Genomic DNA, 13,959 nt, shown 5'->3' with positions numbered 1-13,959 from the left:
AGATGCAGATGGGAAACAGAACCGCCTGCCTCAACATGATAAATCCTTCGTTCTGCTTTGGCTACTGTCCTCTTGTTGAAATCATGGCTGGCCATTTTTTCAGGAGGGGATAGAATATCGGCTAAGGAAGTTAACCACCCTGCATTTTACCCCGAGGTGTTTGATGTCTCAATTCCAGCGTGTTCTTCTGGTCGATGCAGCCAGCGGTTTTTATCGCCTTAAAAAGTATGGATTCGATCGTTATTTTGGGCCGGTCGATCTTGGTATCCATATGGCTGAGGCGTATCGCAGTCTCAACTTCGGCGTTGGCCTCTTTGCCGGTTCGATTTTTCCTGGATCCAACCGACTGATGGTGACGGGCTATTCTCCCTGCTGGCAAGGGTATTACATCAGTTCCATGGGGGGAGCAGGACTGGTTTTCGATAATCTGGGTATCAACATGCTCAGCCTCGTTGGCAAAGCGCCGGTTCCCTCGGTGCTTTTTCTCAACCGCAATCATGGGGAAGAGATCGAGGTCGAGGTGGTTCCGGTGGAAGCGATGGCAATCTGGCAATCTGGACGCCAGGGCGTTTACGCCATGACCGACCGGGTCTATGAGATGTTCGGCCAACGTTACGAGAAGGACCCGCGCATTCTGGTTGCCGGTCCGGCTGCCGCCTCCACGGACATGGGTGGCATCATGTCTGTGCCCATCAACAAAGGGAAAATCAGCCACGTCGATACCTGGGCCGGGCGTGGCGGATTCGGCAGCGCCATGGTGCAGCAGCACGGTATCGTGGCCATCATTTATGGTGGCACTTCGGTCAACGAGGATTTTCGCGACCGCAAGGTGGTCGACGAATGGTTCCGTAACAAATACAACCTTCATCTGATGCAGAAGGATCTGGAGGTTACCACCAAATATCGATACGACGAAAAACTGCAGACAGGGGGCACCTTCGGGGTCAACTATGCCGGCATGGGGGGACGGATTCTGGCTTTTAACTACCGCACCATTTTCTGGAGCGAAGAAGAACGCCTGGCCCTGCACCAAAATCTGGTTTTGAATCACTACCTGAAGCAGTTCAACGAAGAGACCATCCGTAAAAAACAGCAGGCTACTTGCGGTGAACCCTGTGTTGCTGTCTGCAAAAAGCTGAACGGGCAGTATAAAAAGGATTACGAACCTTATCAGACCCTGGGGCCCCTCTGCGGAATCTTTGATCAACGGGCGGCCGAAAAACTCAACCGACATTGCGACGCCATGGGTTTCGATGCCATTTCCGGCGGCGGTGTGCTGGCCTGGCTGATGGATCTCCTTGATCAAGGGGTGTTGACGCCAGCCGAACTTGGTGTAAAGGACAAACCCCGCTGGACCTGGTCTGCCTTCGACGTCGTGGCCGATTCCCTCCACAACGCGGCACTTGGCTGCGATCTTATCGACGCCATTTTGGAGCGGCGGGGGATCCTCGATTTCCGCGAGGGGGTGCGCAAATGGAGCCGCCTGCATTCACGCCGGAAGGGGGTCAAGCTCCATGACAGTCTGGTCCATGTCGCCTTCAATCGTCGGGGCTGGATGGTTCCCAACCAGTACTGGGTAGCCGGGGTGCTGACGCCCATGGCCATCATGGGCAAATACTACATGATCTACAGTTACGATTTCATCCCGCCGCGGACCTTGGGACGCATGTGCGCCGAGCGCATGAAGCAGGAACTCATCCTCGACAATCTCGGCACCTGTCGTTTCCACCGGGGCTGGGCCGAAGAAATGCTCCCCGAGGTCATGGGGGCGCTCTATGAGTGCAAAGAAGCCTACCAGCGAGCCGTCTCCGTACTGGCCAGCCGTCTCAACAGCCGCAACAGCCCCATCTTCTGGGAGTCGGAGCGCAATATCGATTACCTGCACACCTTTTTAAAACGAAAAAAAACTGTGGATGGCGAGACGGACCCCCGTCTGGAGGAGTGGTTGCAGAGGTTTGCCACGGACAAAGTGGAAGCGGCCCGGGAGTTCTGGTACGAGACGCTCATGGGGATCGACGAGAGCCTGCGGGAGTTTTTTTAGAGACGGAGCGTAAGATTGCGGGCAGGGCAGGGGTTGCCAGGGAAAAAGGCTCTGTGCTATCGTCCCCCAAGTTTCTTGGGGAGGTTTCTTTTTCATGCTCTTTCTGATGCTTCTGATTCCGCTGGCTATTCTCTGCAGCATTCTGGCCTGGTTGAGCTGGCGGGCCCGGCATCGCAAGGTGGCGCTGGTGATGGTGGGGATCAGCCTGTTTTCCTCAACCATATGTGTTGTCACTATCATTAGCAGCATCTATTTCTATCAGGCCCTCGAAAAGTCACTAGGGTAAGGCTATTGGAGCTGATCTGATTTGTCGGCGGTGGAGAATATGCGCAAAAAACTCCTTTTGAGCGGCGTCCTCGTCGTCTTTCTCCTTTTTTCTTTGCTCCCGACTCCGCGTGGGGTGCTGTACGACAATGCCCTGTTCCAGTCCGTCGATACCGCCGCCCTGACCTATGTAAACGAGGCCCTGGTGCGGGCCGGGGGAAGTTACGTTATTGCCCGTACCATCAACGCGGTTATCTCCGTAGTGCAGGAGAGCGAGTTGATGGTGCAGCCGGCTGGCGTCGGCGTCACCCTGGCTCTCGGCCAGGCCCTTGATCCGGTTAATGATCTGGTGGAGCGTTTTTCCTGGGTCATGTTGGCTTGCCTGGCCTCCCTCGGCATCCAGAAGGTCCTCATCGAGATCAGTCCCTGGCTGAGTATCCAGGTTCTTCTGGTTGGTTCTCTGGTCTTTTTCCTGATGTCTCTGTGGTCTCCTGAGCGGTTTGCCGCCAACTTTGCCCGTCTGGGTAAATCCCTGCTGCTCGTGGTGCTGCTGGTCCGCTTTTGTGTGCCGGCCATAGCCTGGATCAACAATGCCGCCTACGGTGCGGTCCTGGAACAGCGGTACGATGAGACCATCAATGAGGTAAAGCGCGATCTTGAAACACTTCAAGCAGTGGTTCCTGACGAGGGCGTCGCGGCGATTCACCTACCTGAAAAATCTGCCGGCTGGCTTGAAAAAACCCGCCAGGCCTTGAACCAGGCCGCCGAACAGAGTCTGAGCGTCCTGGATTTTCGCCAACGCCTTGAGGCTATCAAGCGGATTACCACGGGCATCTTTGACCAATTGATCCAACTTGTCGTTATTTTCGTACTTAATACCATCCTGTTGCCGCTTTTTTTTCTCTGGGGGCTTTTGCGGCTGGGGCGGCTGGTATTCGCGCCGGACTTCGGCCTGATGGCGGAAATGCATATGCGCGAAAGGATGTCTGGCAAAAATCGCTGATATCTCCCAATTCAATCCATATTCGATAGGTTATTCATGCTAACTGAAAGTGAAAAAGAGTCACTTAAAACCCTGCTGGCCCATGCCGTGAATCCACAGGAGGCCATGGGCCTCGACCAATTGGAGGGCTACCTCTTTGGCCTGGCGATTACGCCGGATCGCACGGAGCCGGGTGAGTGGTTTGCCGATATTTTCGGGGAATCCCTGGCGGCCTTTCCGGACTCGGCCGAATCGGATCGGCTTTTTGCTTCCCTGACGGAAACGATTCATCGCCTCCAGGCCCTTCGCAAAGAAACGAAACTTGATTTTCCCTTTGATTTGGCGAGTCAGAAGGCGAATGACTTTTCAGCCGTTAAAAAGTGGGCGGCCGGACTCGACAAGGCCCTGGCGCGGCGTGCCTATCTGTGGATGCCGGAAGAAGCCTTGGAAAAGACGGAAATGGATGACGATCGGGAAGCGGTCATGAATTGTCTTCTGATCGTTCTCGGGGTGGCTCACCCGGAAAAACTACCCGAGCTGTTCGAAGGGGTCGGTGAAGACGAAATAGAAATCAGGGAAGTCTGGACCCAATTGCTGGAACAGCTGGCCCTGGCCGTGGAATCCCTGCAGGACTACGCCGATTTTCTGCAGATGGGGCAACGCGAAGGGGCTGCCGGCGAAGCGCCCTCCTTTGTGGTGACTTCCGGCGGAAGGCCGGGTCGAAACGATCCCTGCCCCTGCCACAGCGGCAAAAAATACAAAAAGTGCTGTGGCCTGAATTGAATGGAGGGGCTCCCTCTGTCAACCCGAATCCAGCGGCACTGAAAAGGCGATCATTTCTGATCGCCTTTTCAGCTTAAAACTCAGTTTGGCGGCAGTCGGAGCAGGTGCCCCTGGATCTCGCTCAACTTGCTCTTTACTTTCAGGGCATTTTGCGGGCCGATGCGCAGAAGAATCTTTCTGCCCGCCGACAGGGACTCAAGTTCAGGGTCAACAAAACGATAGCGCACGACGTGGCGTTTCACCCGGATGGGCTCTTCCACCGTCGGCGTTTGCAGCAGATGGTCGATCACTTCCATGAGGCGGTCATTGAAGGAACCTTCAGGGTAGCCCATGTCGCGGTAAGCCTGCTGAAACAAAGGGGAGAGGCGCACGTAGAGGTCGACGGCTTTTTCAGCGTCCAATCCCTCCACAAAACGCACAAAAGGGGCATACCGCTCGTCGTTTTCCGGATGGATGAAAGCCTGATCCTCTTCGCCGTCAACCTGGAAAGAGCCTGCCACCGGACGGGAGGGCAGTCGGTTGGTAGCCAGTTGCGCCTTGGGGAGGGTGTCGACCAGCAGGACCAGGCGGCGAATGAAGTGGTCGAGAATGAACAGGTCTTCCGGGCTCGATTCGGGGGCCAGCCCGCGGAGTTCCGTCGCCATGGCGGCATCGCTGTCGTCCAGGGCAGGCAGAGGCTGGATGGGTTCCACCTTTTTGGCCGGCAGTTCAGGAGCCGGATGAAGAACGGGCGGCGCCTCATCCGCTGGCGGCGGGGTGGGGTGAACGACCGCCTGCCGGACTGGTTCGGGCGGGGAGGGGGTAAACAGATCCCTCCAGAGGGACAGCAGAAAAATGAGGCCCAGCACCAGGGCCAGGGAGGTGGCCAGCATGGTCGATTTTTTCATACAGGTTCCTCTCGCGGTACAAGGGGTGAAATAGCCAAGGTTCAAACTGTCTTCAGGGTACCTCAACCAGAAAGCACTTTCCAGTGAAGAACATTCGATGGTCGGACCGCCTGGTCCACTATTCTGAACAGGAAGAATTGGCTAACCGCCTGACCCATGGTTTCGGGGCGCTGGTCGGTGTGATCGGTTTCGTCGTTCTGATGGTGGCAGCTGCACGGACCTCCGACCCCTGGCGCATTACCAGCAGCGCCATCTACGGCACCGGACTGATCACCTTCTACACGCTTTCAACCCTTTATCACACGGTGCGTACTCCCGGCGTCCGGTACGTTTTTCGTATACTCGACCACGCCAGTATCTTCCTCATGATTGCCGGAACCTACACGCCCTTTACCCTGGTCAGCCTCAATGGGGCCTGGGGATGGTCCCTGTTCGGGACGGTCTGGGGCCTGGCCGTTGCCGGTATGATCTTTAAGGCTTTCATGCCCCATCGCCTGCGCATTGTCGCGCCTCTGCTCTATATCGGCTTAGGCTGGCTGGTGATCGTTGCCATCAACCCCCTGCTGGCCGCCGTGCCCCTGCCGGGAGTCTTGTGGCTGGTGGCGGGCGGGGTGGCTTATACCCTGGGCGTCCTCTTCTACGCTATCGATCGCATCCCCTACAACCACGCCATATGGCATCTTTTCGTGCTGGCCGGCAGTTTCTTTCACTATCTGGCTATCCTTTTTTACGTAATTCCCCCTAAGGTCTGAATAAACGGCGGTTGTATCTGGAATAGCGTTGCCGACGGCGAGAATGGTGTGGGCGAGGGGAGGGTTGGGAAGGGATGCGGGACGGCCCCTGGATTCTTGGCCGTCCGCATGACTTTGCAGGAGTAAGGTTATTCTTCAGGTATTTTAAAGACTTCGAGGACCCCAGGCAGTGCCTTGATTTTCTGGGCGTCAAAATCCCTGGTTTCGCCTATAACGCCGATGATAATCCGGTTGGCGCCGGTGGATTGATGAAAATCGAAGTCGTGGTCGACCAGAAACTGTTTGATTTGGCTAAGTTCTTCCTCCGAGGCACTTTTTTTCATGACGACGAGCATGGGCTAGAGTCCTTTCGTGCGAATGCGTTCGAGTCGGCGGGATTCGTCGATGACACGCTCAAAGAGACGGACGATGGCTTCGTCCTCCAATGGGCCCGGATTCATGGCCTTCATCCGCTGGAAGATGCGCTTCTCCCGCTCGGGGTCATAGACGGGCAGCTGCCGTTCCTTTTTGATCTCGCCGATTTTCAGGGCCAGGTCGGCGCGCTGGTTGAAAATTTTAAGCAATTCGTCGTCCAGTCGGTTGATTTCTTCCCTGAGGGTATCGATATCCAAGGGTCTCTCCAGGCTGGGGGCTAAAATTCTTTGCGCATCAGGGTGTCGTGCTTCCAGTGAATATCGTCGGTTTCTGGGTAGTCGATGGTGTAATGCAGGCCACGACTCTCCTTGCGCTCCAAAGCGCACAGCACAATCAGTTCGGCGATGGTGGCGATGTTGCGTAACTCGATGAGGTCCGAGGTAACGTAGAAGTCCCAGTAATAGTCGGCGATCTCTTCCTGAATCATCTTGATGCGGCGCAAGGCCCGGGTCAGGCGTTTGGTGGAGCGAACAATACCGACGTAGTTCCACATGCAGCGGCGGATTTCGTCCCAGTTGTGGGCGACAACCACTTCTTCGTCGCTGTCGGTGGCGCTGCCTGAGTCCCAGGCTTCGATAGAGGGGAAGTCCGCCTGTTTGTCGGCCAGCCTCTCCAGGGAACGGCTGGCGGCCCGGTCGGCATAGACCACCCCTTCGAGCAGGCTGTTGCTGGCCAGCCGGTTGGCGCCATGCAGACCGGAACAGGACACTTCCCCGATGGCGAAGAGATTCTGGATGTCCGTCTCGCCGAAGGTGTCGATCTTGACGCCGCCGCACAGGTAATGGGCCGCCGGCACGACGGGGATGGGCTCCTTCGTCATGTCGATGCCGTAGGAGAGGCAGGTCTCGTAAATATTGGGAAAGCGATCCTTGATGTAATCGGCGCCCCGATGGGTGATATCCAGAAAGACGCAATCGTCCCCGTAGGTCTTCATTTCGTTGTCGATGGCTCGAGCCACGATATCCCGCGGGGCCAGATCTTTGAGCTCATGGTAGGAGGCCATGAAGGCCGTGCCGTCGCGCCGCTTGAGAATCGCTCCTTCGCCCCGTACCGCTTCGGAGATCAGGAACGATTTGGCGTGGGGGTGAAAGAGCGTGGTGGGATGGAACTGGATGAACTCCATATTGGCGATGGTGGCCCCGGCCCGGTAGGCCATGGCGACGCCGTCGCCGGTGGCGACATCCGGGTTGCAGGTATAGAGGTAGACCTTGCCGCTGCCGCCGGTGGCCAGCACCGTGAAATGGGCCCCAAAGGTGATCACTTCGTTGCTGTCGATATCCAGGACGTAAGCGCCGAGGCAGCGGTCCGGCTTCAGTCGACGGTGCGTGGCTTTGGCCTGGGAGATCAGGTCGATGGCGATGTGGTTCTCATGGATGGTGATGTTGGGGTGGGCACGGACGGCGGCCACCAGGGCCCGCTCAATCTCAAAGCCGGTCATGTCCTTGGAGTGCAGAATGCGCCGGGCGCTGTGACCGCCTTCCCGGGTGAGGGCATAGGTATCATCGGCGTTTTTGGTGAACTGGACCCCCCAGTCGATAAGATCATGAATGGCCTGGGGACCGCTCTCGACGACGATGCGCACAATGTCCTCATGGGAGAGGAAGGCGCCGGCGACCATGGTGTCGCGGATATGGGCGTCGAAGGAATCCTGGGTGGAAAAAACCGAGGCGATGCCTCCCTGGGCCAGATTGGTGGCGGTTTCAGAAATCGTCCGTTTGGTGATGATGGACACCGTCCCCGTATCGGCCACTTTCAACGCGTAGGACAGGCCGGCGATGCCGCTGCCGATAACCAGGAAATCCGAAGTGATTTTCATCGTCGTACCTCATGAGAGGGTTGCAGTCCTGCCGACCATGCCGCGATCGGGCAGGAAGACGGGCGGCTTAAGGCCGCGTTGGGGCGGATTTTGCAAAGCACGTCATTATCGGCTCCTGCCAGAGCCATGTCAAGATTTTTGGCGCCGGCGTTTCTGGCAGTAACCTGGTTGAAATACAGGAATTTTTGGCCTATAGTTTCACTTTAAATACCATCAGGGTGGGTCATTTTCATGGCTTCTTGGCAAAAACACATCGTCATTCAACTGTCTTTGGCGCTGGTGCTGACCTTTTTCGGCACCAGTTGCCAGGCGGACATCTATCGCTACGTCGACGCCAATGGCAATGTTCATTTCACCAATACGCCCACCGCCAGTCATTTTAATTTCTACATGAAGGAAGGACCAAGCACCCGCCCACTCAAAGAGGTCATAAAAGTGTATGCCGACCTCTATCGTCTGGAAGCCGCGCTGATACAGGCGGTCATCAAGGCTGAAAGCGATTTCAATCCCAAAGCCATCTCCCGCAAGGGCGCCATTGGGATGATGCAGCTTTTGCCTGAAACAGCCCGGGACATGGGTGTCAGAAACCCCTTTGACCCGGAAGACAATATCCGTGGGGGCAGCCGTTATCTGCGGCTGATGCTCGACCAGTTCAACAACCGCCTCGACCTGGCTCTGGCGGCCTACAACGCCGGCCCCGGCGCCGTCAGGCGCCATGGTGGCATTCCCCCCTATGAAGAAACGCGCACTTACGTCGAGCGGGTAAAAAAGTATCTCTATCACTATCAGATCAATCGGGACTCCCTGTTATGAAGCCATCCCTCGATCTGCTCAACCTGCCCAATATGCTCACCCTGGCTCGGGTCGGGGCCGTGCCGCTGCTGGTTGTTCTGCTGCTGTTTGATAGGCCTTCCACCAGTTTCTGGGCAGCTATGGTCTTCGCGCTGGCCTCTCTGACCGACTGGCTCGACGGCTACCTAGCCCGTAAATGGAATATCGTGACCGTTCTCGGCAAGTTCCTCGATCCACTCGCCGACAAACTCCTCGTTATGGCGGCCCTGATCATGATGATTCCCATGGGGCGCGTGCCCGCCTGGGCCGTCTTCATCATTCTGGCGCGGGAGATCATCATCACCGGCCTGCGTTCCATTGCCGCCGCCGACGGCGTGGTTATCGCCGCCAGTCCCCTGGGGAAATACAAGACCGTCTTCCAGATGGTGGCCATTATTGCGCTGCTGCTGCATTATGACATCTATTGGTTCTTCGGAGTGGAATGGAGCCTGCTGCAGGTCAATATGCACAATGTCGGTATCTTCTTTTTCATCATCGCCCTGGTGCTGACGGTCTGGTCAGGGGTAGACTATCTCCTTAAATTCTTTAAAGTTATTGCCAGATAATAATAAAATTGCCGCTGAAATTTTTTTTCGAATTTTCTGTTGACTTGCCGAAATCGTTTTGCTATTAATAGGCCCGCTCGCAACGACGGGCAAAACAAATGAGCGGGAATAACTCAGTGGTAGAGTGCAACCTTGCCAAGGTTGAAGTCGCGGGTTCGAATCCCGTTTCCCGCTCCATAAAAATAATCAAGGCCTGGTCTTCACGACCAGGCTTTTTTTTTGAAAATTTGAACGACATAAGCTTGTTTTAATCAAAGTGTCATATTTTATCGGCCAAGTTCATCCCTTGCCTCAGACGCGCATGTCCATTTCTCCCAAATACCCGATACTGTTAGTATCCGAAAAACCTTGGGAATTGCAGGGTAATCCGCTGCGGGTCATTCATGACTCCGAGTTTTAGTGCTTGATCCTCCCTTGAATCATCAAGCTCTAAATCCGGGACAATCGATTCCAGTATTTTAAATGGAATGGAGAATTCCGCGCCTTTCGGCTCCCCAAATACAGCACTATCCAGCCTCTACGGAGGTGCAGGGAAGCCTTCCGTTGTGCATCCGTATTTTTGGTTTTAAATACAAACTGAACAGTCGGGCAGCTAAAAGGTGCCGAGTAAAAGGTTGCTGCGTTTGTGTCGGTAGATAGGTGATTCTGTTCCTGATATCTCTCTGTTTCCGTGGATAACGTATAACCAGAAGTTCTGCTTATAAATGAGCGTTTTTGAATATGTATTGGTTCTTTTTATATTGACTTGAAAGGGGTCGAGACCCGTTTAGAATAAACAGAAGAATAGTCGGGAGAGCACAATGTACATTCATTTATGGAGGAGATATGAAGGCTTTGATTTTAAGTGCAGATAATTTTGAAGACTCTGAGCTGCTGGTTCCCTATTACCGCCTGAAAGAAGCCGATGTCGAAGTGACGGTCGCTTCGCTGAAGCGAGGGGCAATCACCGGAAAGCATGGGTACGAGGTGACTGTGGACAAAACCATGGATGAAGTCGATCCTGATGATTATGCAATCCTGCTCCTGCCCGGGGGGAAGGCGCCGGCAGAAGTGAGAAGAGTACCGAAAGCGCTGGAGATAGCCCGGAGCTTTTTTGCTGGCAGTAAGCCGGTTACCGCCATCTGTCACGGGCCACAGATCTTGATTAGCGCCGATCTCCTGAAAGGGCGACGTGCTACCTGCTACAAGTCGGTGGTCGATGAGTTGAAAGAGGCTGGTGCGCGTTATGAGGACAGAGAGGTCGTTGTTGATGGCAATCTGGTAACGTCCCGGCAACCCTCAGATCTCCCAGCTTTTATGCGCGAAACCATGAAGCAGCTTGGACTTTAGCGTCACTATACGGGGCGATAATCAGGTTCAGAGAGGGGATTGAACCCCTTCCGAGATAGAAGTCAAAACCGTTGCTATCTCCGACCCCATCGTGGTTTTTTTCTGGTTAATCACCGGTCCTTATTGAAGGCAGAAGAATTTTTATCGGAAGAGCTTCCGCATAAATTCATATAGGATTTCCATGATTTCAAACGAGGCCGCTCTTACCGCTGCTCAGTGCCGTCACTATTCCATGTGCAAGATCGACTATCTTGGAACAGGGATTTGTCCGGCGGGGGCGGAAAACCATTTCGTCTCGTATTATCCGCAGGGACGTATGGACCTTGTCAAGGCCATCGCGGCCGGACAACTTCCCGTGACGCAACGTCTTGTGGATATTGCCGATACATGCACTCTTTGCGGAGTCTGTGATTTGCAGTGTCATTTTATCTCTGAACTTCGTCCCATGCCGGTTATGAAAGAACTTAAAAAACATGTCGAAGACCATCTCGCGGCGGGTAAACCTGTGCAGCTGGAATTCGAGGATAAGTCGCTCAAAAGCCATGATCCCCTTCTTATGGAACTTCAGGAAATAACCGGCCCAAGATGGGCATCCAATGACCCGGCCATCACCACCGCTTATTACTCGGACCCTTGTCCGGTGACCATTCCCAAGCTTCCCCGTGCCGTGGTCCTTCCAAAATCAGTCGAAGAAGTCGAGGACATTGTTCGTGTCGCTAATAAGTACGGCGTCTCGTTCATGGTTCGCGGCAACGGCTCCAGTGTCATGGGGTTTGTCATGACCGATGGCATTTTGATTGACACCCAGCGGCTGAAAAACATGGATTTCGACACAGACAACTGGTGTGTCACCGTGGGGGCCGGTGTTTCCGCCTTTGATCTTCAGAAAGAAGCCTTTGCCAGGGGATACCGGGTCAACGTAGCTGAACCGGCGGCCTTGGTTTGCGCCAATCTCATGTGCTCGGGGATCATGTCTCTTTTCAGCACCAGCTACGGAACACTCGATGATGGCTATGTGGATGCCGAATTGGTCAGCCCGCAGGGGGACCGCTTCAGACTGAAGGACAAAAGAGACGCGCATCCGTATCGTTTTATCCGTGAAGACCGCCCACTTGCCGGTATTTGCACCTCCGTCCAGATAAAGTTGTATCCGACGACAGCGGACGAGGAAGGATTCCTGGTCCCTGTGGAGAGCCTTCAGGAAGGCTTGATCCTGGTTCGGGAATTGTCCATCCGGAGAATCGGCTTCGGGCTTGGGGTGCTGGGAGCCGATTATATCTCTGCATTCATGTCACCAGTCGCCACGCTGGCCCGCACTGTGAAGGATTTCACCGAAAGTATGCTTCGGGCTCCTTTCATGGTGATGGTTCTGGGGGACGCCAAGGATCGTGCCGCAGTGCAAAATATGAACCGGACTATTATATCCAATGACCTGTTCCGCACCCTGATGCTGGGGCTGTCAAAACTTTCGCCGGCATCGGGAAAAAGTCATGACACCCTCGCCGATATTCTGCAACCCTTGGACGACGGGGATGGACTGCCGCTCTTTCATCTTTTGGCACGAAGCGATCTTCAACCTCTGGTTGAGGCCGCCTTGGAGCCCTCACCCGAGACTCATGCCAGCGTCGTTCCTGAAGACCTTCGGACCGCCTATACACGCCTCTATGAACGGCCGGAGATGACCGATCTCGTCTGGCTCAACATGTTCCGAATTCTCAGCTCCCGGATGGGACGGGAGAAACACCTGCTCCCGTTGATTCTTTATGTCCCTCTCGACAAACCCGGCGTGATTGGCGTCCTTGTGAGTGGATTCAAACGGATCGCTGATTCCTTCAATTTGAAGAATGACTTTGGTTTTGTCTCACCCCTTGATCTGGGCAAGCGTGCTTTTCTGGAATATGACTTCTACCTTGATCAAAATGATCCGGACGAAATCCAGCGCTCCCGGATGGCACTGGGCGAAGCCGCAGAATTGATTGAAAAAACATCCGCCACGGTGGCCGGTGTTCAGTGGATCCGGTACACCTTGAACCAGGGATGCTGCCGAAAGGAAAATCTCCTATATTCACTATGACGCGATGCCGCACAAAACCGGAAAAACGTCTCCTTGTAACCGGAGCCACGGGTTTCATCGGCAGCCATCTTGCCGGCGCACTGGCGGAAGCAGGGCACTCGGTCTTTCTGTTGATCCGCGCTTTAAACGCGGAAGGCACCACAGCGTATGATCGCTGGAATCGGATTGCGGACTGGCTCGGGCTTTCCCCGGCCGCGCGTGCGCGCATTAAGGTTTTCGTCGGTAATCTGGATGATCCCGACCTGAACCTGTCTTTGGATGATGCCCGCTTCCTGAAGGCCAACACAGAGGAAATTGTTCATGCGGCAGGCAGTACGTCTTTCTCTGAAAAAAAACGCAACGAAATATTTCAAACCAACCTCATCGGACTCAAAAATATCCTTTCATTCGTGGACCGAGGTATCTGTCGCCGCATTCATGCCATCAGTACGGCCTATGTAGGGGAGGGGACCCAGACCCCCTGCAGGGAGTGCATCTTCCCTGCTCACGGTTTTTTCAACCCCTACGAAGAATCCAAGCACCAGGCGGAAATTCTGCTCCGGGAATTCTGCAACCGAAATGGCCTGCGTCTTTCTATCTATCGTCCTTCAGTTGTTTACGGGAACTCCCTCACAGGCAGGACCTTTAGGTTCAACGCCCTTTATCACCCTGTTCGCTCCATCGCCTACCTCCGTGACCTATTCAAGAAAGATCTCCTGGAAAACGGTGGCAAACAGGCGAGGAAGATGGGTATCTCACTGGATTCCACCACTCAAACGCTTCACATGCCTATTCGTTTTCAGAAACGGCAGGGAACGGGTGTGAACCTGATCCCGATTGATTATTGTACCGATGCCATTCTTGAACTTATGAATGTTCCCGAAAAAGATTTAATTTTTCACATCGTCAATACGCAGAACACCCCACTTACTGACCTGGTTTCATTTGCTGGAAGATTCCTCAAGGTATCGGGGATGGGTGTTGATGGTGTCTCAGCGCAACGGGCACAGCAAGACCCAACGCCAGGTGCTTTAGATCATCTTTTCCTGCGTTACATGGAAGCCTATCAGCCTTATATCGAAGACACGCGGATATTTGATGACAGCCGTGCTGCGCGTACCCTGTCGCCAGCAGGAATCCGCTGTCCGAAATTTTCCTATGCAATTTTTGAGAAGTGCATGACGTACGCGGTGGAAAGCAACTGGGGGCGAACGCTGGGGCTGTGAATATTCACTGTCCCT

The 13,959-nt window shown here is 54.6% G+C and carries 14 protein-coding genes and 1 tRNA gene; 11 read left to right on the top strand and 4 right to left on the bottom strand.

Features of this window, described 5'->3' with window-relative positions; translation table 11 throughout:
* Positions 1-163: 163 nt before the first annotated feature.
* The 4 genes from MJO47_RS12690 (at position 164) to MJO47_RS12675 (ending at position 4,070) form a co-directional block, all read left to right on the top strand.
* A complete protein-coding gene (locus MJO47_RS12690; protein ID WP_253961487.1) occupies positions 164-2,041 on the top strand; it encodes an aldehyde ferredoxin oxidoreductase N-terminal domain-containing protein in 1,878 nt (625 codons plus the stop codon).
* Between the two features lie 94 nt (positions 2,042-2,135).
* The gene (locus MJO47_RS12685; protein ID WP_253961486.1) at positions 2,136-2,327 is read left to right on the top strand and encodes a hypothetical protein; all 192 of its coding nucleotides are present in this window, start codon (positions 2,136-2,138) and stop codon (positions 2,325-2,327) included.
* A gap of 39 nt (positions 2,328-2,366) precedes the next feature.
* Positions 2,367-3,308 carry a hypothetical protein gene (locus MJO47_RS12680; protein WP_253961485.1) on the top strand — a complete coding sequence of 314 codons (942 nt, stop codon included), beginning with the start codon at positions 2,367-2,369 and terminating at the stop codon, positions 3,306-3,308.
* Between the two features lie 36 nt (positions 3,309-3,344).
* Positions 3,345-4,070: a UPF0149 family protein gene (locus tag MJO47_RS12675; RefSeq protein ID WP_253961484.1), complete on the top strand. Its 726-nt coding sequence runs from the start codon at positions 3,345-3,347 to the stop codon at positions 4,068-4,070.
* Between the two features lie 80 nt (positions 4,071-4,150).
* Here the strand turns inward: MJO47_RS12675 and MJO47_RS12670 are convergent, their stop codons facing one another.
* Entirely contained in the window at positions 4,151-4,957 is an 807-nt protein-coding gene (locus MJO47_RS12670) for a DUF3014 domain-containing protein (protein WP_253961483.1), read from the bottom strand.
* Positions 4,958-5,040: 83 nt separating this feature from the next.
* On the opposite strand from MJO47_RS12670, the gene MJO47_RS12665 reads away from it, so the two are divergent.
* Positions 5,041-5,709, top strand: a complete 669-nt coding sequence (locus MJO47_RS12665; RefSeq protein WP_253961482.1) for a hemolysin III family protein — start codon at positions 5,041-5,043, stop codon at positions 5,707-5,709.
* Between the two features lie 128 nt (positions 5,710-5,837).
* On the opposite strand, the gene MJO47_RS12660 is transcribed toward MJO47_RS12665, so the two are convergent.
* The 3 genes from MJO47_RS12660 to nadB are packed head-to-tail and all read right to left on the bottom strand — an operon-like array spanning position 5,838 to position 7,939.
* Complete coding sequence (locus tag MJO47_RS12660; protein WP_253961481.1) at positions 5,838-6,044, bottom strand: hypothetical protein; 207 nt, start codon at positions 6,042-6,044, stop codon at positions 5,838-5,840.
* A 3-nt stretch (positions 6,045-6,047) separates the two neighbouring features.
* Positions 6,048-6,320 (bottom strand): chorismate mutase, encoded by a 273-nt coding sequence (locus tag MJO47_RS12655; RefSeq protein ID WP_253961480.1) that lies wholly within the window; start codon positions 6,318-6,320, stop codon positions 6,048-6,050.
* A 20-nt stretch (positions 6,321-6,340) separates the two neighbouring features.
* Positions 6,341-7,939 carry an L-aspartate oxidase gene (gene nadB, locus MJO47_RS12650; protein WP_253961479.1) on the bottom strand — a complete coding sequence of 533 codons (1,599 nt, stop codon included), beginning with the start codon at positions 7,937-7,939 and terminating at the stop codon, positions 6,341-6,343.
* 231 nt (positions 7,940-8,170) lie between these two features.
* Between nadB and MJO47_RS12645 the strand changes: the two genes are divergently transcribed.
* From MJO47_RS12645 to MJO47_RS12620, 6 genes are all read left to right on the top strand, one after another.
* On the top strand, positions 8,171-8,752 hold the full coding sequence (locus tag MJO47_RS12645) for a lytic transglycosylase domain-containing protein (RefSeq protein ID WP_253961478.1): 582 nt from the start codon (positions 8,171-8,173) through the stop codon (positions 8,750-8,752).
* The gene (gene pgsA, locus MJO47_RS12640; RefSeq protein WP_253961477.1) at positions 8,749-9,336 is read left to right on the top strand and encodes a CDP-diacylglycerol--glycerol-3-phosphate 3-phosphatidyltransferase; all 588 of its coding nucleotides are present in this window, start codon (positions 8,749-8,751) and stop codon (positions 9,334-9,336) included. The genes MJO47_RS12645 and pgsA overlap by 4 nt, the downstream gene beginning before the upstream one ends.
* 102 nt (positions 9,337-9,438) lie before the next feature.
* Positions 9,439-9,513, top strand: a tRNA-Gly gene (locus tag MJO47_RS12635).
* A gap of 648 nt (positions 9,514-10,161) precedes the next feature.
* On the top strand, positions 10,162-10,665 hold the full coding sequence (locus MJO47_RS12630; protein ID WP_253961476.1) for a type 1 glutamine amidotransferase domain-containing protein: 504 nt from the start codon (positions 10,162-10,164) through the stop codon (positions 10,663-10,665).
* Between the two features lie 181 nt (positions 10,666-10,846).
* Complete coding sequence (locus MJO47_RS12625; RefSeq protein WP_253961475.1) at positions 10,847-12,739, top strand: FAD-binding oxidoreductase; 1,893 nt, start codon at positions 10,847-10,849, stop codon at positions 12,737-12,739.
* Entirely contained in the window at positions 12,703-13,944 is a 1,242-nt protein-coding gene (locus tag MJO47_RS12620; RefSeq protein ID WP_253961474.1) for an SDR family oxidoreductase, read from the top strand. The genes MJO47_RS12625 and MJO47_RS12620 overlap by 37 nt, the downstream gene beginning before the upstream one ends.
* Positions 13,945-13,959: the final 15 nt, after the last annotated feature.

The sequence above is a fragment of the Desulfuromonas sp. KJ2020 genome (assembly GCF_024197615.1).
Classification (GTDB): Bacteria; Desulfobacterota; Desulfuromonadia; order Desulfuromonadales; family SZUA-540; genus SZUA-540.
The sequence above is the reverse complement of the archived record's forward strand: the minus strand, read 5'-3'. Positions and strand labels throughout refer to the sequence as shown.